The sequence below is a fragment of the Sphingomonas aurantiaca genome (assembly GCF_003050705.1).
Lineage (GTDB): Bacteria > Pseudomonadota > Alphaproteobacteria > Sphingomonadales > Sphingomonadaceae > Sphingomonas > Sphingomonas aurantiaca.
The window spans coordinates 207,619-229,087 of the sequence record NZ_QAOG01000005.1 but is presented as its reverse complement, the minus strand read 5'-3'; the positions used below and the strand labels follow the sequence as shown (position 1 = coordinate 229,087).

General features: G+C 61.7%; 18 protein-coding genes. 10 read left to right on the top strand and 8 right to left on the bottom strand.

The window, feature by feature from the left end; all coding sequences use genetic code 11:
* Positions 1-677 precede the first annotated feature (677 nt).
* Positions 678-2,498 carry a PDZ domain-containing protein gene (locus C8J26_RS15165; protein ID WP_107959100.1) on the bottom strand — a complete coding sequence of 607 codons (1,821 nt, stop codon included), beginning with the start codon at positions 2,496-2,498 and terminating at the stop codon, positions 678-680.
* A 209-nt stretch (positions 2,499-2,707) separates the two neighbouring features.
* Between C8J26_RS15165 and C8J26_RS15160 the strand changes: the two genes are divergently transcribed.
* Both C8J26_RS15160 and C8J26_RS15155 read left to right on the top strand, forming a co-directional pair.
* Positions 2,708-3,388 (top strand): hypothetical protein, encoded by a 681-nt coding sequence (locus C8J26_RS15160; protein WP_244185339.1) that lies wholly within the window; start codon positions 2,708-2,710, stop codon positions 3,386-3,388.
* A 533-nt stretch (positions 3,389-3,921) separates the two neighbouring features.
* Positions 3,922-4,224 (top strand): response regulator transcription factor, encoded by a 303-nt coding sequence (locus C8J26_RS15155; RefSeq protein ID WP_341871505.1) that lies wholly within the window; start codon positions 3,922-3,924, stop codon positions 4,222-4,224.
* A 414-nt stretch (positions 4,225-4,638) separates the two neighbouring features.
* Here C8J26_RS15155 and C8J26_RS15150 read toward each other — a convergent pair whose 3' ends face one another.
* Positions 4,639-6,030, bottom strand: coding sequence for a vanadium-dependent haloperoxidase (locus tag C8J26_RS15150; protein ID WP_167398860.1), 1,392 nt, complete (start codon positions 6,028-6,030; stop codon positions 4,639-4,641).
* Between the two features lie 811 nt (positions 6,031-6,841).
* Here C8J26_RS15150 and C8J26_RS20535 point away from each other — a divergent pair.
* The 7 genes from C8J26_RS20535 to C8J26_RS15120 all read left to right on the top strand — a co-directional run bounded on the left by C8J26_RS20535 (position 6,842) and on the right by C8J26_RS15120 (position 11,940).
* Positions 6,842-6,997 (top strand): hypothetical protein, encoded by a 156-nt coding sequence (locus C8J26_RS20535; RefSeq protein WP_167398859.1) that lies wholly within the window; start codon positions 6,842-6,844, stop codon positions 6,995-6,997.
* Positions 6,994-7,443, top strand: coding sequence for a hypothetical protein (locus C8J26_RS15145; RefSeq protein WP_146168855.1), 450 nt, complete (start codon positions 6,994-6,996; stop codon positions 7,441-7,443). The genes C8J26_RS20535 and C8J26_RS15145 overlap by 4 nt, the downstream gene beginning before the upstream one ends.
* Positions 7,444-7,511: 68 nt before the next feature.
* A complete protein-coding gene (locus tag C8J26_RS15140) occupies positions 7,512-8,603 on the top strand; it encodes a catalase family protein (RefSeq protein WP_107959097.1) in 1,092 nt (363 codons plus the stop codon).
* 76 nt (positions 8,604-8,679) lie between these two features.
* Positions 8,680-9,765, top strand: coding sequence for a catalase family protein (locus C8J26_RS15135; RefSeq protein ID WP_107959096.1), 1,086 nt, complete (start codon positions 8,680-8,682; stop codon positions 9,763-9,765).
* A gap of 37 nt (positions 9,766-9,802) precedes the next feature.
* A complete protein-coding gene (locus C8J26_RS15130; RefSeq protein ID WP_107959095.1) occupies positions 9,803-10,372 on the top strand; it encodes a type 1 glutamine amidotransferase domain-containing protein in 570 nt (189 codons plus the stop codon).
* Positions 10,372-11,133, top strand: a complete 762-nt coding sequence (gene budC / locus C8J26_RS15125; protein ID WP_107959094.1) for a meso-2,3-butanediol dehydrogenase — start codon at positions 10,372-10,374, stop codon at positions 11,131-11,133. Before C8J26_RS15130 ends, budC begins: the two co-directional genes overlap by 1 nt.
* 96 nt (positions 11,134-11,229) lie before the next feature.
* Positions 11,230-11,940, top strand: coding sequence for an SDR family NAD(P)-dependent oxidoreductase (locus C8J26_RS15120; protein ID WP_056674202.1), 711 nt, complete (start codon positions 11,230-11,232; stop codon positions 11,938-11,940).
* 163 nt (positions 11,941-12,103) lie between these two features.
* Here C8J26_RS15120 and C8J26_RS15115 read toward each other — a convergent pair whose 3' ends face one another.
* The 3 genes from C8J26_RS15115 to C8J26_RS15105 all read right to left on the bottom strand — a co-directional run bounded on the left by C8J26_RS15115 (position 12,104) and on the right by C8J26_RS15105 (position 16,158).
* Positions 12,104-12,553, bottom strand: coding sequence for an epoxide hydrolase N-terminal domain-containing protein (locus tag C8J26_RS15115; protein WP_244185338.1), 450 nt, complete (start codon positions 12,551-12,553; stop codon positions 12,104-12,106).
* Positions 12,554-12,909: 356 nt separating this feature from the next.
* A complete protein-coding gene (locus C8J26_RS15110) occupies positions 12,910-14,103 on the bottom strand; it encodes an acetyltransferase domain-containing protein (protein WP_107959200.1) in 1,194 nt (397 codons plus the stop codon).
* A 6-nt stretch (positions 14,104-14,109) separates the two neighbouring features.
* A complete protein-coding gene (locus tag C8J26_RS15105) occupies positions 14,110-16,158 on the bottom strand; it encodes a TonB-dependent siderophore receptor (RefSeq protein ID WP_107959093.1) in 2,049 nt (682 codons plus the stop codon).
* Between the two features lie 384 nt (positions 16,159-16,542).
* Here C8J26_RS15105 and C8J26_RS21130 point away from each other — a divergent pair, with 384 nt between their 5' ends.
* A complete protein-coding gene (locus C8J26_RS21130) occupies positions 16,543-16,680 on the top strand; it encodes a hypothetical protein (protein ID WP_167398858.1) in 138 nt (45 codons plus the stop codon).
* Between the two features lie 74 nt (positions 16,681-16,754).
* On the opposite strand, the gene C8J26_RS15095 is transcribed toward C8J26_RS21130, so the two are convergent.
* From C8J26_RS15095 to C8J26_RS15085, 3 genes are all read right to left on the bottom strand, one after another.
* Positions 16,755-18,479 carry a DUF885 domain-containing protein gene (locus tag C8J26_RS15095; RefSeq protein WP_107959091.1) on the bottom strand — a complete coding sequence of 575 codons (1,725 nt, stop codon included), beginning with the start codon at positions 18,477-18,479 and terminating at the stop codon, positions 16,755-16,757.
* Between the two features lie 361 nt (positions 18,480-18,840).
* A complete protein-coding gene (locus C8J26_RS15090; RefSeq protein ID WP_107959090.1) occupies positions 18,841-19,407 on the bottom strand; it encodes a hypothetical protein in 567 nt (188 codons plus the stop codon).
* Between the two features lie 873 nt (positions 19,408-20,280).
* Positions 20,281-21,444, bottom strand: a complete 1,164-nt coding sequence (locus C8J26_RS15085; RefSeq protein ID WP_208631407.1) for an alpha/beta fold hydrolase — start codon at positions 21,442-21,444, stop codon at positions 20,281-20,283.
* Positions 21,445-21,469: the final 25 nt, after the last annotated feature.

Here is a 21,469-nt window from a genome sequence, read left to right as displayed (position 1 = left end):
CCGTGATTCTCGTCGGCAGCACAAACCCGGTAACGGCCTCGAGCGGCCGCTGACGGGAGAAATCCCCGATCGGACAACCATGTTCGAGTTTGGCAGTTCGCGCGACCGGCAGCGTGATTACATCGATCGGGACTTGCGCCCCCCGTTGTCGCCGGGGTCGAGCCAAACTCTGTGCTGACCAAGGACGCCGCTATCCCTTTTGCCGCCAGACTCAAGACCCGGTTCCAGATCGGTCGCCATCTTGCCCGTGCGTTCGAAGCCGGGTTCGAGGCCAGCGTGTGACCAATCGATGCGGCAGCCGTCGAGGGTGTGTTGTCCCGCCAGATCGACGACCTCGAACTTCAGCTCCGGACCAGTTCAACGCCAAATCAGGGGAATTCCGCCAATTGCTCCGGGGCGGCCTCGATCTTGTACCTGTGCGTGGGTTGACCGACGATATCTGCGCGGCAGGATCGCCGCTTTGATCGCCGCTTTGATCGCCGCTTTGATCGCCGTGTACGCAGTCCCGCGCCGCTTATCGGTCAATGTCCTATCTGTCGCACCGAATGTGATCCGTGCGTCAACGATCGTACGCCGCCTGATTGCCAGCGTCTGACGTAATCCGAGCGCGAAAGCGCCCTCTATTGCGGTTCCGGGCGATCATCATCGCGAGCCACTAAAGCTAGAAATCTTGAAGTTTAAGCCGGTCGAGGTCGATCCTGCTCCAGCCTGTCCAGCCGATCCCGCAACTCCTCCGCGATGTGGCGGGGGATCAATCCCTTTCCCCGAGCTTGAGACGCGATGCGCAGCGCCTGCGCGATGGGCCCCGCGGCGGTGGAAAGTGTGCGACGCTCGGACTTGGGCAACGGTGAGCCGTCGTCACGTGGCATGAGTATCAGCCAACCTGCCAGCCCATCCTCGTCTTCGAGATGCAGCACATAACCGCCTCGATCCCTCGCACCATCTGGGCTTAGCCACGCGACAGGCGCGGCATCCTCCGCGTTTCGGCAACGTCTGGCCAATAGCGAATGCCCGGTCGGGGTGCGGCCAAATACCGCGCCCGAAGACGCATGCAGTGCGCGCATCGCGACATCGAGCACACGGGCCGCGACCTCTGGTGCGTCACAACGATCGCGCCATAGCAGCAACCGAGCGGGAAGGCGCTCGAGATCGATGCTCGAAGGATTGAAGCGCCGCTTGGACCAGTGCAGCATCGCGCGTTGAGCGGGCAAGAACACCCCCGCCGCCACGATCGCCCCAAGCCCAAGTCCAAGCATAGCGTTGCCGGGACCCATTACCGCCGCGACGAGATGCTTTGCGAGATCCGACAGCAGCGTCCAAAGAAGCACGATCCCGCTGGTAACGACGGTGTAGGCGACCGAGCGCGAGATGACTTGATCGACATCCCACAACCGATAGCGGATCAGCGAAACGAGGAGCCCGAGTGGCATAATCGCAAATCCGAGATTGAATAGGCAGACGGTTCCCAGAAGCCAGATGCCGCGGATCGTTGCCGGCCATTGATCGAAGGCCGCCAGTGACATTGCCAGGGAAGCGCCGACGAGCAGCAGGCCCATTGCGAACCCCAGAGCCGCCCATTTGATTTGCTGACGCTCGCCCCCCGGTTGGAGCCGTCGATAGCGGATTCGTTGCGCCACCAGGAGCAGCAGCGGCACGCCCACGCCGAGGAGCAACGAAGCTGTCTCATTGAGGTAGTTGAGCATCAAGACGACGCCAAGCAGCGGCGCGAAGACTATCGAGCAGCGCAGCCCCCGGGGCGTGAACCGACCGTCCGGGAACGCAGCCAGCGCGATCACGAGCATCGGCCACCATAGTCCGGTCAGTACGTCAATCATCCAATCGACGCCGATCGACATCCACATTAACAGCGGTGGATCGACGCTGGCGGCGATGCCAAGGAAGCTCAGCCCAAGCAGCAGCGCCTCAGGGTCGCCCGGGCGCCGATAAAGCATCACAAAGCTCGATCCGAGCAGCGATATCGAACAGAGCAGTGTAAAAAGAAGCCTGACAGCCATCCGCACCGCCAAGGGGATCGGGTTCCGTGCATCGCCGTTAGGCATGTGCGCCGAGCGGCGGGCCTGTATCAGGATCTCGCGCCCCTCGGGCTTAAGAAGGCCGAGGGTCACCACGTCGCCCGGCACCGCCATGATAGCGCGCGCCAATGTCAAAGCGCTCACGTCCGGCGCGTAACGGCGCCCGGCAACCGACACGATCAGATCACCCGGACGCGCTCCGGCCGAGATCAGGTCGGCGCGCAGCGAGGTCACGACCGGGCGGGTGTCGTCGTCGAATTTGAGCTCGAGTCCAATGGCACGCAGCGCTGGGTCGATGCGGTAGGTGTCGAATAATACGAAGCCGAGTCCCGCAAGCTGGATCGCTACGACTAGCAGCAGCAGCGCAAGCCAGACACGGCGGATCATAACCAGGACGCCGCTCTTCAGAGCAGGTAGTTGAGGAGGCATCAACCGCATCAGTCGATCGGCAAATTGCGTCAACATCTGATTCCCTCCCGGCACATCGGATGGTTACGAACCCTACAATGAATGGCAACAGGTTTTAATGATTTGCCAGAATAGGTTCATAACCAATCTCTTATAAGAAGATGCTTTCAAATATTAGTTAGAGAAATATGTATTTCTTAGGAACCGATCAACTTTTGTGATCAGTAGTACTTGTGGTATAGCGTAGCATCAGCTGGAGGGGGCGTATGGTTTCGACGACAATTGCCGACCGGCCCTTGCGCTCGTCCGATTCCGGTCTTTTCATGATCCTGGCGTTGGTCATCGCAGGTGTTGTCGTTGCCGGGTTCTCTTTGCAACTGGCTGCTGGCCGGTCCAGCTTTCACGCGCCGCTGTTGCTGCATGCGCATGCGATCGTATTTATGGGCTGGGTGGCACTGTATGTGACACAGAACGCGTTCATCGTGACCGACAACGTCGAACTGCACCGCAAGCTCGGGTGGATCGGAGCGGGCTGGATTGTGTTGATGCTTGGATTGGGCTGCGCGGTCACGGTCGCGATGGTACGCCGCGGACAGGTGCCATTCTTCTTTCGGCCACAACATTTCCTCGTTTTCGATCCGATGACCTTGATCGGCTTTGTCGGATTAACGGTCGCGGCGATCCGCCTGAGGCGGCAGAGCGACTGGCATCGTCGCTTGCATTTCTGCGCGACGTCGTTGCTCGTCGGGCCAGCGTTCGGACGCCTGTTGCCCATGCCGCTACTGCCTCCATTTGCGTACGAGGCGACTTTTGCCGCGGTGCTCGTGCTTCTGATCTCCGGGGTGGTCGCCGATTGGTTCCGTTCGGGCCAGATTCATCCGGCATGGGTCCGGGGGGGGCGCCGCCATGGTCGGTGTTTTTCTACTGACCGAGGCGGTCACCTATAGCCCACTGGGCAACGCGATCTACGCGGCAGTCACACGCGGTAGCCCTGGGGAGACTGTTCCGGGACTGGCCTTCGCTCGACCACCGATCGGCCCGCAAATAACCGGACGGCACTAGGTAATGTTGGGTCAAGAAATTGAACGGCCCGGGATGGGCCAAGTGGGATTGAAGTCGTTCCAGCGTTAGGACAACCTGCAGTCACGATAATCACGGCTCTAGGTCGTGTCGTGACAACCCGTTTTACCCAGCTAATTGCCCGAAATCCTCCTGTCCGCTTCCCTTCTTGAAGTAGACGTCGCCAGCACGTCGCGCGGAGATCCCCTTCGCTCCACCCGTTCAGATCCCGTCCGAAGTGAATGCTTTTCGCGACGTTCTGGTCAGGTCTGAGCAATCGGTTTGTACGTTAAACACATCGGTCTAAGGTAGTGAAGGATTTATTAACTACAAATACCGTGGCAATATCAAGATGCGAATCAGGTAGTGATTTAATCCTACTGAAATATGTCAGATTTCAGTAGATATTGCATAGGTGCTCATGCGTAGAAGCCGCGCCGTGGGGGCGATTACCATTCTTATTCCCCACATCACGATATATTGGGGGGTGACAATGGCATACTCTTCGGATTTACTGCACTTGACCGCTCGTGAAGAAGAAGTCCTCCGGCTTGTTGCCAGGGGGCGCTCGGCTAGAGCAGTTGCTAGCGAGCTCAACATCGCGCCGTGCACCGTCGAGCGGCACATTGAAAATGTGCGGCTGAAGACACGGACTCGAAACAGGGCGCATATGATCGCAGTCGTAATGCGAGATGGTTGGCTAACATCGCTACCTGTTGTCTGACGCTAAGACGAGGAGCAATCGATCGCGCCGACTGGAAGGCTGCCGGCCCCACGCGGCAGTTGTCAGTGTCGTGTCAATTGAGGGATCCTTGATGCTTACGATAGCGGCATTGCGCCGCTGACGGATTACAGCTTAACGCTGATAATCAATAGACCAACATTGCATCTATGCTGCATAAACCTCTCACATGATAATGCTGGACCGATAGCCGCATGCAGTATTGGATTTAAAGGCCACTCGTCAGTATTGGCACGCGTCGCCAATGCTGCCGTGCCCATGAACCCGGCACGCGTTTTCATCAGCGTCGATGCCGGTGAGCAGACACCTTGTCGGCATCATGGGAATGACGCGCCTGAGCTACCGGTCGCGCGCGCCGTTCCTTAAACGATCAGTGCAACTGATCTGCCTCTATTTTCAGACAGATCCCCCGAGTGACGGGGAGGAATTAAAGAGTGCGTGTGCTTCCTTGGCAATCTCCAAACCTAGCGGCACGCCGCCGACATTTTGATCGGAGGTGCGAGGGATCCCGTCAAAACGCCAGTGAACGCCAAGGTAGATGCGGCTGACTGAGTTTTCCCAGATTGCTCTGGCGTAGTTAGGAAACGTGACCGGGCTATGCTGCCGGACCGACCCATTGGGATCGATTGATATGCCGTCGAGCTCATCAGACACGAAGGTGAAGACTTCGTTGTTAATCGTATCGCCGGGGCCATCTTCCTCGACTAGCACATCGGCCAGTGTGATCGGAGCGGGGGCGGTGCGAAGAGCCAGACGAAGCGTCTGGAACAGTGCTGCACCAAACGTGGCGTGTCCTGACGGATAGGCGGGGAATGGCGGCGTAAGGGTGTAGCGTCCTGGCGAAGCGTTGGTCTGCGGTGCGCCGAGCGGCGCCCAGAACGGATCGCCGTCCGGCGAGTGTTCGGCCCGGATGCCTGCCACCGGACGCCACAGATCGTAGTGATACTTCCAATGCCAGGCATCGATACCCGCATCCGCCATTGCGACGTTGAGCTGCGCGAACAGTTCCGCCGACTTGGCGAGGTTGAGCGCCTTGTCTGCCACGACGACGCGGGCGATCTGATTGTACATCCTGGGGGGCACACCCAAATTCATCACCCCGTCATAGCCCCAGTAGATGCCGATCCGCTCTTGCTCCGCGGTCCTATCGCGCCGTTCGGTCGCGCCGTAACGCACGACCTCTTCATAATCCTCACGGTACGCTGGATCATCAACCAACGGCATACTGCCCTGACCCGGGTACGGCGCCAGCGGTTGGTGATCTGACCCGGTGAAGCGCGTCACGTTACCCCACACAAGGCCCAGCCTTGGTTGGTTCGGAGCGAACGGATCAGCCCGGTGCTGTCCGTAGACGAGTGTCTCGTCCTGAGGTGCGGTGACCATCACCGTCGATCCGTCGTCGGCGCGCGCATCAAGGATCGCCCGCGCGATCTGCGCACCATAAGCGAAGGCCGCGTTAGATGCGCCGCTATGCGAGTCGTCGATGAACGTGCCATACCGCGGGTACATCGCCTTCAGCGTCGTCACCGCAGCGCCCGCGAGCGTGTCAGCAAGGACGCTGTCTGCTGGGGGCGCACCGATCATGTGCGCGACGCCCTTCTTGTTCAGATAGGCGGCGGCGGCCCGATTGGTCTCGAAGGCTACAGCATCATGGATGGCAATGTGCACGATCGCCATCGCGCGAGACGTTCGGATCGGGCCCGGCTGCTGCGAATTGTTAAACCCCCGCGTAAAATCGCGACGCGAGCATTCCAGGAGCACGTTGTTCCAGTATAGGACTGGGTTCATGACAATCTCCATTGTTAAACAAGGAAAGTGGCAGAATTTAACTACTTATTGCACCGCCTGATCCAAAATGTCCGATTAAGAATGTTACTTCGATAAAATAGTGGATTAATAGTTCCTGATGCCGAGTCTTCCCTATATAGCTCAAAATAAGCAAACATGAAACAAGCTATTTTCAGCTGTTGTATTCATGCAATTTATTGATTCATATGAAAAATCCAGCTCGAGAAATCATGGTATTGAGAAATAATCGGAGTTCGTACGCCGATTTTGATTGTCAGATGAGGCGAACCTTGCAGGTACAATTCCGCTTTGGACGCTAAGGAGGCTACACAGCAAAGCGGCTACAAAGCAGAGCCGCCGGAATGCTTCCTATCATGTGAACGGCATCCGGCTACGCCTGTCGCGACCCGAAAAAAGAAGAAGCGGTTTCCATCAAAGCGGGTCAACCGGCCTTAAGCCTTTGTAGATGAACGGGGCTGCTTACGGCCATCGCTGCCCGAAAGCAGGCAGGCCGCTCTCCTTCCCATTCACGACATCCATGACGGACGATCATGCGCTAACCGTAGTCAGCGTGGAGATGAACAAATGTCTGAAGTTGGGGAGTGGGGAAGGGCTCGCGAATGTCCGCTTTTGGGTCACCTAGCGCGAGGCCTTAGCGGTTCCGGTCATCTGTAGGAGGCGGGCATAGTCCTGCTCTGGTAGGCCATATGTATCGCCCGCCAGACCGAAGAGGAACAGGCCGCCTACGACGTCGCGGTCACGTTGGCGGGCGGGCGGACGGCAGCTGCCGGCCTCGACCTATAACCGTGCCGTGCGCGCGTTCGGCGAGGACCGGACGGCCGAGCTGGTCTATCTGGTCGGTGGCTATTGCCTCATGTCGCTGCCGCTCAACGCCTACGACATGTCGGTCCCCGGTCGCGAGGAAGGTCTGCCCGACGATACCCAGGAAGAGGGAAAGCGTGCATGAACGGCAGGCGGATGGCCGGCGGGTTGGTGGCGGGGCTATGCATCACCGCTATGATGATGGCGGGCGAGAAGAAGAGCGGCACGCCGTCCGAACTCACCGATCTCGAACGGGTCGGTGCGCGGCGACTCGGCGTCCGCTCAGTACCGTCGAGCGATCTGCCGGATGTAACCGAACAAGCTGTCGTCCAAGGTAGCCACCTCCTGCTCTCCGCGGCAGCCGGCGCAGTTTATGCCCTGACGGTGGACGAGGATGCAGGCGTAGTGCCGTCGGGTATCGTGTTCGGCCTAGGGTTTTACGTCGCGATGCACTGGATCACCGGGCCTCTGCTGGAGCTCAAGAAACCCGAATGGCAGGCGGACGCGGCGACGATCGGTACGCACACGATCGTCCACCTCGTCTTCGGCGTCGCGACCGCGGCCGGCGCAAAGGCAGCGGCCAACGCCTGACCGTTCCGGAATGCCGACGCCCAAAAGCGCGAACCGCGCGTTACCGCGCTGAACCACAAGGATTTCCCATGTTGAAGACCCCGATCCACTATAGCCCCGACGTCGAGACGATCGATCCCGACGAGCAGGAGACGATCGACGGTCTCAACAAGACGTTCAGCTACATCGTCGAGAAGACGTATGAGGACCTCGGTCACGCCCAGCGCGGCGTCCATGCCAAGAGTCATGCCTTGCTCGAAGGCGAGATGGTAGTGCACGACGATCTCGCCGACGAGCAGGCGCAGGGCATTTTCGAGCGCGGGCGTCGCTACCCGGTCATCATCCGGATGTCGGCGATCCCCGGCGATCCGATCCGCGACAGCGTCTCCTTGCCGCGCGGCTTCTCGATCAAGATCATCGGCGTCGATGGCGAACGCCTACCAGGCGCCGAGGACGAGGTGACGCAGGACTTCCTGATGGCTTCGGGTGTAGCCTTCTCGAACCCGACTCCGGTCGGGTTCCTGCGCAACACAAAGCTGCTCGCTGCGACGACCAATCGCGCGGAATGGGCGAAGGAAGCGCTGTCGAAGGTGTTGCGCCCGATTGAGCAGGCGTTGGAAGCGGTCGGCGGCGAGAGCGCGTTGTTGAAGGGCTTTGGCGGCTATCCCGACACCAATCCGATTGGTGACCGCTATGGTACGCAGGCGCCGCTCCGGTTCGGAGACTATATCGCCAAGTTCGACATCGTGCCGGAATCGCCCAATTTTCGCGCGCTGACCGACCAGAAGCTCGACGAGAGCAAGAGCCCCGACTTGATCCGCGAAGAACTGATGGCGATCTTCGCGAACGAGGGTGGTGCCTGGACTCTCCGCGCGCAGCTCTGCCGCGACCTCGAGGAGAACCCGATCGAGGATGCCGCGACGCCGTGGCCGGAGCAGGGCAATCCCTACATCCCGGTCGCGACCATCACGGTGAAGCCGCAGAAGAGCTGGTCCGAGGAGCGCGTCACTGTGCTCAACGAACAGACCGCGTTCCGCCCCTGGCACGGCGTCGAGGCGCATCGCCCGCTCGGGTCGGTCATGCGCGCACGCCGTGCGGTCTATCCGGTGATCCAGGACCTGCGCAGCCAGTTGAACGGCTGCCCGATGCACGAGCCACGGTCGCTTCCCGCGCTCGACTGATTGGGTCTGCACGGAACCGTACCGAAACGTCGCAGGGCATTCGGGTGTTAACATCCTGATCCAACAGGAGCTTCCCATGCCCTATCTACCCTATCGCGACGACATCGAGACGCCTGAGCCCGGCGAGCAGGAAAGTATCGACGGCATAATCAAGGGGATGACGCAGGAGAGCCAGACGGTCGAAAAGCGCGACGGCCATGCGGTGCGCGCCAGTCATGCCAAGAGCACGGCCTGCGTCATCGGCAAGATGGTCGTCGCCGCGGATCTGCCGCCGGAACTGGCGCAGGGGCTGTTCGCGAAGCCGGGGACGTTCGACGTCGCGGTCCGCTTCGCGCAAGGGCCGGGCGAGAAGCTCGGAGATCGCGTATCGACGCACCGTGGCGTGGCGATCAAGGTCTTTGGTGTCGACGGCGCCAAGCTGCCCGGTCACGACGCGCCGACCCAGGACTTCGTACTGGCGAGCGGCACGACGTTCCCGGCAGGCACCGCCGCCGGCTTTCTAGCGCAGGCGAAGAAGATCGGCATGACCGTGCCAATGCCCGAAGGCGTCAAAAGCGCGGCCGCATCGATCGCGCGCAACATCAACAAGGTCCTGAACGCGGTCGGTGCCGAACCGAGCCCGACGCTGGACTTTTACGGCCATCCGTTCAGCCATCCGCTCGTCGAGACCTATTTCAGCCAGTGCCCCATTCGGTACGGCGATCATGTCGCGAAACTCGGCGTATTTCCGGTCGCGCCTGAGCAGCGCGCGCTCGACGATTGGCGGCTCGATCCGCACCAGGATGAAGACGGCTTCCGTCAAGCCGCGATCGAGTATTTCGACGGCAACGACGCTGTGTTCGAACTGCGCGCGCAACTCTGGGCCGATGCCGAGACGCAGCCGATCGAGGATACGTCGGTCGACTGGCCGACGCGGGTCAGCGAATACCGTACGATCGCGACTATCCGTCTGCCGCGGCAGGCCGCCTTTGGCGCGGATCGCGTCCGCTATTTCGACGAGGTCATGACGTTCCGGCCGGCGCACGCGCTTGAAGCGCACCGCCCGCTCGGCGGTGTGATGCGCGCACGCATGCAGGTGTACCGCGCGCTAAGCGATTTCCGCCACCGCGAGACCGGCATCGCTGCCGCGAACACCGCGGCCATCACCGATATCCCGGCCTGACGCCGCTCACGCTTATTCAGACTTCGAAAGGATACCCATGAAGCTCCAAGGCAAGACAATCGCAATTCTGATTTCACCGCGCGGCACGGAGGAGCCCGAGTTCGCGCAGCCAAAGGCAGCCGTCGAGCAGGCAGGCGGTGCAGTAACCGTCATCAGCCTCAAAACCGACGACGCAGAGACGGTCAACAACGATCTCGATCCCGGCAAGACGTTCGCGGTCGACAAGGCGATCGGCGACGTGTCGGCCGCCGAGTTCGATGGCTTGATCATTCCGGGCGGGTGCGTCGGTGCCGACACGCTGCGGTCGTCGGACAAGGTCGTGGCGTTCGTCCGCGACTTCTTCGCCGCCGGCAAGCCCGTCGCGGCGATCTGCCATGCGCCGTGGACGTTGATTGAGGCCGATCAGGTGCGCGGCCGTACGCTCACTTCGTTCCTGACGCTGGCCACCGACATTCGCAACGCGGGCGGGACGTGGGTCGATCAGGAGGTGGTCGTCGATCAGGGCCTCGTCACCAGCCGTACCCCCGATGACCTGCCGGCGTTCTGCGCGAAGCTCGTTGAGGAGTTCGGAGAGGGCAAGCATGTCGCGCAGGCGGAGAACGCATGATGGCGCGGTTCTCCGACAAGGTCGTCGTGATCACCGGTGCCGCCTCGGGCATCGGTGAAGGCGCTGCGCGCCGCTTCGCCGAGGAAGGCGCGAAGCTGGTGTTGGGCGACATCGACCAGGGCGCGCTCGACAAGCTGGCGGGTGAATTGGGCGGCACCGTCGAGACGCGGGAAACCGACGTCACCGACCGTGCGTGCTGCGAGGCGCTGGTCGAGGCGGCAATCGATCGCTTCGGTCGGATCGACGTGCTCGTCAATGACGCCGGCGTCGATCATCTCGGCAAGCTGGACGAAGGCGACTTCGCCGAATTCACCAAGGTGATCGAGACCGACCTGTACGGCGTCGTCCACATGAGCCGCGCGGCGATCGCACATCTGCGCACGTCGAAGGGCTGCATCATCAACGTGTCGTCGGTGTCGGGGCTCGGCGGCGACTGGAACCATAGCTTCTACTGCGCGGCCAAGGGTGCGGTGAGCAATTTCACACGCGCGCTGGCGATGGACGAGGCCAGGAACGGCGTGCGCGTCAATGCGGTCAACCCGTCGCTGACCTATACCGCGCTGACCGCGGGAATGAAGGAACAACCTGACCTGATCGCCAAGTTCGAGGAGCGGATCCCGATCGGACGGGGTGCCGAGCCCGTCGACATCGCCGGTGCGATCGCGTTCCTGGCAAGCGACGATGCGCGCTTCGTGACGGGCGTCAACCTGCCGGTCGACGGCGGACTGACCGCGTCCAACGGCCAACCCCCGCTGTCCTGACATCGCGAGAGCGCAGTAACGCGCTGTCGATCCTTTTCGGAGTCCATTCGGCAATGACAACCCCCGTTAACCTCCCCGCGCAGATCGGCGCCGTCGATGTCTGACGCGCCCAAGGTTGCTATCGTCACCGGTGCCTCGCAAGGCTTGGGGGAGGGGATCGCAGACGCGTATCGCGCGCGCGGCTGGCGTGTCGTCGGCGTGTCACGATCGATCGCAGCGTCGCAATCGGACGACTGGATCACCGTTGCGGGGGACGTTGCCGATCCCGAAACCGCAAGGCGCGTCGTGATGGCAGCGCGCGACCGGTTCGGGCGAGTAGATACGCTAGTCAACAATGCCGGCGTTTTTATCGGCGAGCGCTTTACCGATTACACGGCGGAGCAGTATCGCCAGATCACGCAGACCAATCTCGACGGCTTCTTCCACATGACGCAGGCGGCGCTGCCGCTGATGGTCGAGCAGGGCAGTGGCCATATCCTGCAGATCGTCACGACGTTGGCGGAGCACGCCAATGTCGAATTCCCCTCGGTGCTGGCGTCGCTGACCAAGGGCGGGCTGGCTGCGGCGACGCGCAGCCTGGCGATCGAATATGCCTCCCGCGGCGTACGCGCCAACGCGGTGTCGCCCGGCATCACCGAAACGCCGATGCACCCTCCCGAGACGCGCGCCGGGCTCGGAGCGTTTCACCCGCTCGGTCGGATGGGCACGGTCGCGGACGTGGTCGGCGCGGTGCTGTACCTCGAGGATGCTAGTTTCGTGACCGGCGAAATACTCCACGTCGACGGTGGGCAGGTCGCCGGTCACTGACAGATCAGAAAGGTACGATCTCTGAGGGGGTCAGCGGGCGCCGAGCCCCCTGACTCCCTTGGCGCTACTGCAAGACGTGTTTGGCGCATCGGCGGACGAACGCGGCACTGGCCTGTGGATGCGCGACTGGGAGCATAGCGTCGCGCGCCGAACAGCTTGACCATCAGGCCGTGCATGAGTTCTGCGGTCTGCTTCGGTCCGATCGGGGACACGGGGCAGCCCGAAAACGCGTAGCCGGGGAGCGAGGGAACAACGACGTCATGACTGTCGGCACGAGCGGCGCGATCAGCGCCTCGAATTCGAGGAATGACCCCGGCCAGCCGTGCAGCAGCAGCAGCGGGGGACGTGAGCCATCGCCCCGCGCATGAATGAAGTGGAGGCGCTGCCCCTGCACGTCGGCCGTAAACTGCGGCAGCATATTGAGCCGCCGCTCCTGCGCGCGCCAGTCGTAGTCCGCCAGCCAATAGTCGACGAGCCGCTTGAGATCGGCGAGGCCGACGCCTGACTGCCAGCTTCCCGCGTCCGGCATAAGGCTCCAGTCGAACGCCTCGACCTTTGCGCGGATGGCGGCGAGGCGGTCGTCGAGTACCGTTATGAAGAAGGGTTCTGCCATGTGTCGATCCTGCCGATGGGGGTAAATCTTATTTCCCCGATTGAAAGCCTAACGTCGAACACGCGAAGGTCGCCTAAAGGCGCTTCGAGGCGAGATGAACGGGCGGCTGCTTTTGGGAAGCGGGCACGGCGGTTTGGACGTCTGGAATTGGGTCCTATCAGCGTCGCGCTGCCGGGCAGTTCCGCGCATACACCGTAGCTCAGGAAGGGGATGTTAGCCACTGAAAGCGGCCATTTGGTCGGCGCAATGGTCCCGTTCTTCCGTGTCCTGCTGGCGCACGAAAGCGAACCAGGTAGCAACAGCCATTCAGAGGTAGGGGGAGTGGGATCGAGAACCACACGCATGGGGCGCGAAACTCAGAAAAAGCGCAGCCACGCGATATCGCGACGACGTTGCTTCAATCTCGAAAACCACGCGGTCGGCAGATAGAGCGGTATGATCAAACCAGCGTACCACGCGAGCACCCAGCCGTAGCTGTCGACCATGAAGACACCGCCGTCGGTCGGTCCCCACCAGGCCAATGCCGTGTGGTAGAGAAGGCGCAGGACGGTCAGATGGAACAGATAGAAGAACATCGGGGCGCCGCCAAAAACGGCCAAAGCCGATATCAGCCGTGAATTTCCCGATCGCTCGAAGAGCGCCAGCATCAGCGCTCCAGCGCCCAAGGTCGGCAGCAGGAACAGCAGCGACGGTGGATATTTCGTCATCGACAGGAAGCCAATGGCGGTCCGCAGGACGCTGTTCTCGACAATATGCCAAGGCACGTCGCCGTAGACGTTGAGGGTGCGCAGCGCGATGAAGGCGGCGATCATCAAAGCGCTGAGACGCGTCAGGCGTCCGAAGCGCTGCGAGGGTTCGACCGCGCGGTTGAACCACGGCCCGATCGCGTTCCCCAGCAGCATCACGCCCACCCATGGGAGGATCGGATATGTCGTCTTTGCGATGAAGCCGAACGGCAACGCGATCACGTCCCGCTGATGCAGCAGCGCCCAGATCGGAAACAGCGTGTCGCCCTGATGTAATCGAATGGGATCGAGGAGATTGTGGCCGCAAACCAGCACCAACCCCAGGGCAATGCGGGCGGATCGGGGGAGTCGGATCAGCCCGGCCAGAAGGATCATGCACAAGCCGAGGCACCAGATCACCTGAAGCCAGAAAGTCGGCTGCGGCACCACGCCCCAGTAAAGCGGCGACAGGTAGAACAGGTCGATCGCCATCAGCAGCAGCCCGCGTTTCACCAGGAAAGCGGTCGTTTCGCCACGGCTATGGCTGACGCTGAAGAGATAGGCGGATAATCCCGTCAGCGCGACGAAGATCGGCGCGCAGAAGCTAGCTGCAAAGCGTGCGATGGCAAGTGCCGGCAGAACGGTGGATGCATCTACCGGATCAGGCATCGGCACCAGGACGAGCCAGGTCTCGCGCAAATGATCGAGCAGCATCAGGATCATGACGACCCCTCGCACCGCGTCAATACTTTCGAGACGCGCTCGAGCGACGTGCGCCCTGTCACAGGGGGTATGAGGGACAGCATACTGCCCGTTCGTCAGCATGGTCATCTAGAATTGCGCCCGCAGCGAGGCGCGTACGGTCCGTGGCGCGCCCGGATAGATCCAGAAGGAATTATACGAGCTTTGCGCGTACCGCTCGTCGAACAGGTTATCGACCTCGGCGCGGAGCGTGAGCGCCGTCGTCAAGGGGATCTCTGCGGACGCCTTCACCTTTACATAGTCGGGGAGGACTAGCCCGCTGGCATCGGTCGCGCCGGACCGCTTGCCGACATAGGCGACACCGCCGCTGATCGACCAGTCGCGGCCGCTCCCGGGATCGAAGCGGTAAACGATGAAGGCCGTACCCGAATGATCGGGGACGTTCAGCGCCAGAGGCGTCGCAAAGGATCGATCGTCGTTACGCGCTCGGGTCCAGGCATAGTTCACCACCGCCTGCCAGCGGCGGGCAAGGCGCAGCGATGCATCGAATTCGATACCCCGGCTGGTCAGCGATCCCACCGGTGCCAGAAAATTGGAGTCGGTCGGATCGGTGGTGAGCACGTTACTCTTCCTGATATCGAACCAGGTGATGCCGACGTCCACGCCGCGCCAGTGCCCCGCCGCGCCGACTTCGTAGCCATGGCCTTGCTCGGGCGCAAAAGCGACCCCGCCGGCACCGCTGCCCGAGTTGAGCTGGAAGGACTCGCCCCAATTGGCGTGGACCGAGATGGCGTCGGTGACGGTATAGCGCGCGCCCAGCCGAAAGTTGACGGGGCGCCCCTTGGACACGGTCGTCGCCTTGACGAGGTTACGGGCAAGTTGCTGGCGGTAGGTGTCGAACCGAATGCCCCCGACGAGGCTCAGCCGATCGGACACCTCCCACGCATCCTGCGCGTAAAGCGACAGCACGCGCCGCGTTTCGCGCTGATCGATGCTGGGCAGCAGCGGCAACGGCTGGGCGACGCCGTAGACCGGGTTGAAGATGCCTATGGCGTAAGCGTTGGCCGCACTCGGGTTTCTCCGGTTCAGGAGTTCGAGATAATCGAGCGTGTACCCCTTGATGCCGATGCTCGGATGATGAAGCCCGAGCGCCTTCACGTCGCCGCGCAGTTCGAGACGCGCCGAGAGGTCTTCAACCTCATAGCCGCGTTCGCGGCGCTGTCGCCACAGCGTATGTCCGTCTACGAGCCGTGACTGATCCGCTGAGAAACCGCGAAGCGACCCGGTGCGATAGGCGAGACCACCGACAAGCGACCAACTCCCGCCAAGCTTCGCCTCGCCGGTCAACTGGCGCCGGGTATCGCGCGCGCGGGTACTCCCATTTGAGGGTTCACCGAGGTACCTCGACGCGGGGAGCGCGAGCGGATCGCCATCGATCGCCGCCACCCCGCGGTCGAACGGCGAGTCATAGGCGATATGCTGGGCAAGATACGTCAGCTGCACGCCGTCATTTGGGCGGAAGGTCAACGACGGCGAAACGACGCGGCGCTTCAATGTCACGAAATCGCGGTAACCGTCGCTGTCTTCGGTAGCGACCACGATCCGTGCGGCGAGCGTCTCGGTCAGCGGCCCCGTCGCATCGAGTTCGATGCGGCGGGTGTCGAACGAACCAAATTGTACCGACGCCGACGCCTGCGGTGCGAAACGGGGTGTCTTGCTGACCATGTTGACCCGCCCGGCGGGATCGATATCGCCAAACACAGCGCCGGCGGGGCCTTTGAGGATCTCGATGCGCTCGATGGTGGCGGGGTCGCGCGCAGGCGCGCTGCCGCGATTGGCGATAAAGCCATCGGTATAATATTCGCCGCCGCCATCGGCGGTGCTCAGAAAGCCGCGGATCGCGAAATTGTCGGCAAAGCCGCCGCGATTATTCTGCTGGCTGCTGCCGCTCACCAATTCCAGCGCATCGCTCAATCGGTACGTGCCCGCCGCGCGCAAAATGTCCTGCTCGATCGAGCGGCTCGACTGCGACATGCGTTCGGTCGCGCGATCGGAGGACAGCGTGGCGTCTCGCGACGTTCGCGTTCCCAGGACGACGATATCGTCCCGTTTCTCCGGCTCCTCGGCGTCATGCGCAACCGCCGGTGATCCTGCCATCATTCCGACAGCGCCCAGCATAGCCGTGATCCGAAGCGGAGCCTTTTCCGTCGCTGATTTTGTCACATCCCGCATCGTCCAACCAGGCAACAGACTTCCTCAACATCGCGTAATGATATTATGTATCTTACCAATGTGGTTCATCTGGTGCAACCGGGTAGGCTGTAGCGCGATAGCCATGGCCTAACATCGGCTATCGCCACTGCCCTCGGGAAGCGGACCTTGCGTTTTCCTCCGATTCAAGCCCTATGAAAGCTGATCCGGTAGGCGCTGGGCTGCCGTCCAGCCAGATGAATGAACGGCTGAAGTTGGGAGGCGGGGGAGGGCGCCCGAATGTCGCGTTCTGGGTCCAAGTGCGTAGGCACACATCGAATTTCGAAGGAGCATGCCCGAAAGCCCGCGCGCATGTTCCTCGGCAATCCGCTCAAGCATCGTCAGCGGCATCGCACCGGCTTCCAGTACATCGTGGAAATGCTTCACGTCGAAGCGATCGCCTTGGCCTTCTCCGGTGCGCGCAGCCGGGCAGCATGGCCGATCTTGTAGCGGCACGCCTGCTCGGGTGAAACGCAATAGCGCTCGACCTCGCGCTGCGAGCACCCGAGGCGAAGCCGACGGTATCAGCGTGATTTCTCTACCGCGATCCACTTTATCATTTCGGCTTCCATCGCTGGCAGAGGGACTGAGCCCATGTTGAGCAGGGCGTCGTGAAAGCGACGCTGGTCGAAGTGGTCGCCCAACTCCGCCTCCGCCTTCGCGCGCAACTCGCGCATCTTCATCTCGCCGAGCTTGTAGGAAAGCGCCTGGCCCGGCCAGCTGATGTATCGGTCGACTTCGATCTCGACGTCGAGCTTCGCGAGCGCCGTGTGTCCGGCGAGATAGTCGATCGCCTGCTCCCGGCTCCACCCCATTGCGTGGATGCCGGTGTCGATGACGAGGCGCGCTGCGCGCCACATCTCGAAGGTCTCGCGACCGAATTCTTCATAGGGTGTGCGGTACATGCCGAGCTTGGTGCCGAGCCATTCCGAATAGAGCCCCCAACCTTCGCCATAGCCCGAGAAGTACGTCTGGCGGCGGAAGGCGGGGCGGCTGGGGGCTTCCAACGCCATTGCGGCTTGATGGCTGTGACCGGGGACGCATTCGTGCAGCGTCAGCGCAACGATGTTGTAGAGCGGGCGAGACTTCAGGTCGTAGGTATTCATGAGGCATGCGCTGAGCCCACCTCGACCCGAGGTGTAGACCGGCGCGATCGCGTCGGGCACCGGTTGGATGGTGAAGCGGTAACGGGGAAGGGTGGTGAAGACGTCCTTCAGCCGTCCGTCCATCCGCTTCGCTACATAGGCCGAGAAGCCGAGCAGTTCGTCGGGGGTTCGTGCGTAGAATTGCGGGTCGCTGCGCAGGAACGCGAGGAAGTCGGCGAAGCTGCCCTTGAAGCCGGTGGTGGCGATCGTCGCCTTCATGTCAGCGTCGATGCGCGAAACTTCCTTGAGGCCGATCTGATGGATCGCCTCCGGTGTGAGCTCGAGGGTTGTGTACTCGCGGATCTGACTTTTGTAGAATGACTCGCCGTCGGGCAGTGCAGCGGCGCTGACCGTCGTGCGCGTTCCGGGCAGGTAGGTGCCTCGGTAGAAGACGAGGAGCTTCGCATAGGCGGGGGCCGCGGCGGTATCGACCGCATCCAGTCCCTCGGCGCGCAGCGACGCCTGCTGGCTCGCCGGGATCGAAGCGGGCATCGTCTTGAATGGTTCGGCCAGTGGATTGTCCGCACCCGCCGTGGTGAAGGCGGCAATGGTCGCATCGCGCCCGGCGAGTGACACGCGTGGCGGCGTGAAGCCGCGCTTCAGTCCGGCGCGCATGTTGGCGATGTTCTGGTCGAACCAGCGCGGCACGTCCTTGAGCCGGCCGATGTACCGGCGATAGTCGTCGGCGGTCTCGAGAGGGGCATAGGGCTTCACTTCGCCCCAAAAGTAGGAATCGCTGTTGAGCGGCGCCTCGTAGGTGCGGAAGTCGATGTTCGCGACTTCGGCGCGGAGCGATTCCTTGAGGACAGCGACGTTCAATCGCTCTTCGGGCGAGAGTTGCGTCGCGGGAATACGCGCGATGCGGTCGAGAACTGTGCTCCAGTAGGTGCGCCGGCGCGCCCAGTCAGCGGGGGCGACGGCAGGGAAATGATCGGTGGGCTTGCTTCGCAAGCCGTCCGTAATCTGCGCGAACTCCTTCTGTCGCCATTTCCATTCAGCGTCGTAGATCGCCTTGAGCTGCGCATCAGCCGAGCTCGGCTGGGCCCACGCCGTTGCTGGAGCAAGTGCGAGAAGCACCGTCGCCGCCACATATTCAAACCTCATCGTGTCCCCTTTGATTGCGGCAGTCGTATCTGCCCCGGCCGGCAGGGGAAAGCGCGCCGGCTTCGCTTTGGTCGGCCGCGTGAAATTCGACAGTGTCGTGTCCTCGTTGTCGCATCCTGCCGGCTGTGGATGAATGAACGGCTGAAGTTGGGAAGCGTGTAGGACGGTCTAAACGTCCGCATTTGGGTCTGGCCGGAAGCCGTAGGGCAAGGCGTGTTCGCGCAAACGCGGACGTTCACGCTGGTAATGTGGGCTCCCGATAACGGCCTTTCGTTAGGCGCGATCTTTCCTGTCGCTATGGGTTCAAAATCGGGAATGCAGCGCCGATGTGATCTCACTGCCCTATCGGCCTCGGCGCGTGCTAAATTGCAGCAGCTTCGATCCGGCTTTGTAGGTCTTTGACCTTCTGCTCCACGGCGTGCTGTATAACTGCATCGCCCAGAGCCCGCGCGGCCTCATATTCCGCCCTCCTAATCTTGAGGACCTCGCTGGCGACATGCCGCCAATCGGCAGCAGGTATGCCGTAGTCGCGGGTTGCTTCTGCTTGATCGAGAGCGCTGATCCCAATCAGATGGAGGCGAGGCCACTGATCAATCTCGTCGACATATGCATAATCGAAGTTGATTTTAGCAGTCTCGGTCAACGTCACCGTAACGTGATTCCAAGGCCTTGGCAGGAAGATGTCCAGCGTTCTCATTCTCGCGAGATCGACCTTGATTGACTCCTCCACCTCTTCGGGCCTGCTACCAAAGCCGGCATACTGCCCTTGAACACCGTCGCGACGGGTCCACTGACTGACTCCCGCGGTCTGCATCCACTCATGAAATTGCGCCTCGAACCGCATCTCCACAGCATCCGCGGGGAAGATCGACCAAAGCTTTCGACCAATGTCGCCAACGATTGCTTCGAAATGCTGCTTGTCTGCCATCGGTGTCCCAATCCGTTTGTTAGCATTAATTCGTCGGTCTGAGGCAGCAGGTCCAGTCCCGTTCCAAACTTCGCAATTCGGTGCGGACCAGCAGGACGTCTATCGCGCAATCGTTTCGGAAAATGCGGCGGCGTGCCATGTCGGCTATCGCGATCGATTTTCCGTAAGCGGTCTGTCCGCTTTCCTCCCTTACCGGACACTAAGTCGTTCGGTCATGTGCGATTGCCGCGATCGCACGTGCGGCATTGCGGTAGTGGACGATCGCTCGGTCAATCAGCTCCGCCGAGAGCCCCGGCGACGTAACGCAGGCGAGCATAATACAGTCGCAGGCCAACCGTGTCGCGGAGGTGGCTCGTTCACGATACGCGTCAGATATGGACAGCGCGGGGGGATCGGTGGCGACTGATCCGGCTGACGGGACGGTTGGATACCTTAGCATGGCCGCGATATCGGCGTTTACGCTTAAGGAAGTGCTGATACCATCCTCCAAACGGTTAAAAACGCGCAATAATTAATGGCGAACAACATGAAGAGCCCAAGAGAGGCGCTTCCGTTTCCCTCCCAATTATCGCCGTTCAGCAGTCCGATATGTAAAACCCCAGTTGAATCACGACTGCACGACAAAAAGGTGTTTTCCGACGGCAACACCTCGATCGCCGGAAAACCCGTCGCCAATCCCGATTGGCGACTATCGCGTGCTTTCGACAGGGGCCAGCGGCAAAACGGCCATTCTCTAAGCGCGATCTCTTGCGTTTCTCCGTCTCCGATTGGCCAGTTCGGGAAAGAGCAATTGGGAACAGATTACGGGAAAGCTGGTGCCACAGACAGCTCTCGGTACCATCGGCCGGGCGAATGATCAGCGGCCTACCGACATCAGAGTTTCTTGTCTTGAAGCCAGCTACGGATCGCCTGGGCAAGTTCGACTTTGCTCTCGACCGGGAGCCAGTGCGCGCCTTGCAGACTGGTCACGCTGAGATCGGCGCACGCGGCGCGCATCGGGTCGCCCGAGCGGTTGCCATGGATGGTATTGATCGCGTCCCAATCGCCGTTGACGAACAGCACCGGTTTCAAGATGCGACCCGCATTGGGTGACCGGCGTGCATACGCCACGTTCGCATCGTCGTTCATGTACCACGCACAGGGCGCGCGAAAGCCGTGCGCCTCATACGTTTTCACGAGCATCTCGAAATCGGCTGTCGGCCAGAGTGCAGGATCGGGCTTGGTCGGCGGGGCACGGTGCGCACGCCCGAACCGCCCGCCCTTTTGCGTGACCATGGCATTCGGCGTCGGCTTGCCGATGCTGGCGGGATCGCCCCGCCGGTAGATCGATGCCAGCGAGGCCGCCTTGTCCGCATCGAGGTCGGCGACGGCGGAGTCGAAATGCTTCGTGTAGTAGCGATAATAGTCCCACTGGCCGTCGGGGTATGTGTCGGCCGGATAGATCGTCCGATCGACCAGCGGGACGAGGGTCGGCAGGGCGTTGGTGGTGGGGAAATAGGGTACGGAAATCAGCACCACGCCGCGGCTACGGTCGGGCTGATGCGCGACCAGCTCGCCGGCGACGACGCTGCCCCAGTCATGACCGACCCAGATCGCGGGCTTGCCGCCGAGATGGTCATGCAGCTCCGCCATGTCCGCCACGATGGCTTCCAGTGTGTAGGCGTCGTTGGCAGCGGGCGCGGATGAGCCGCCGTATCCGCGCATGTCGGGCGCCACGCAGTGCCAGCCTTCGGCAGCGAACGCTGCCATCTGGGCGCGCCAGATCAGGCTGAGCTCCGGCCATCCGTGGAGAAACATCATCAGCGGTCCGTTCGCCGGCCCGGACTCGAGATAGTGCGTCGTATGACGGGGTGTGCTGAACGTGCGCGACGCTAGCATCGGCGCTGGGGGGGGCATTCCCCAGGCGGCGCCCGAGATCGGCAGCGCGCTTACCATGGAGGCGGCGCCCATTCCCGCGAGAATGGAGCGTCGACTGATCGATGGCGCATCAGCGGACGCTGTGGATCGGAGCGGGGTGGCGGCGGTGTTCGGGATCAAGGTCATGCCGAATCATACGGGAATC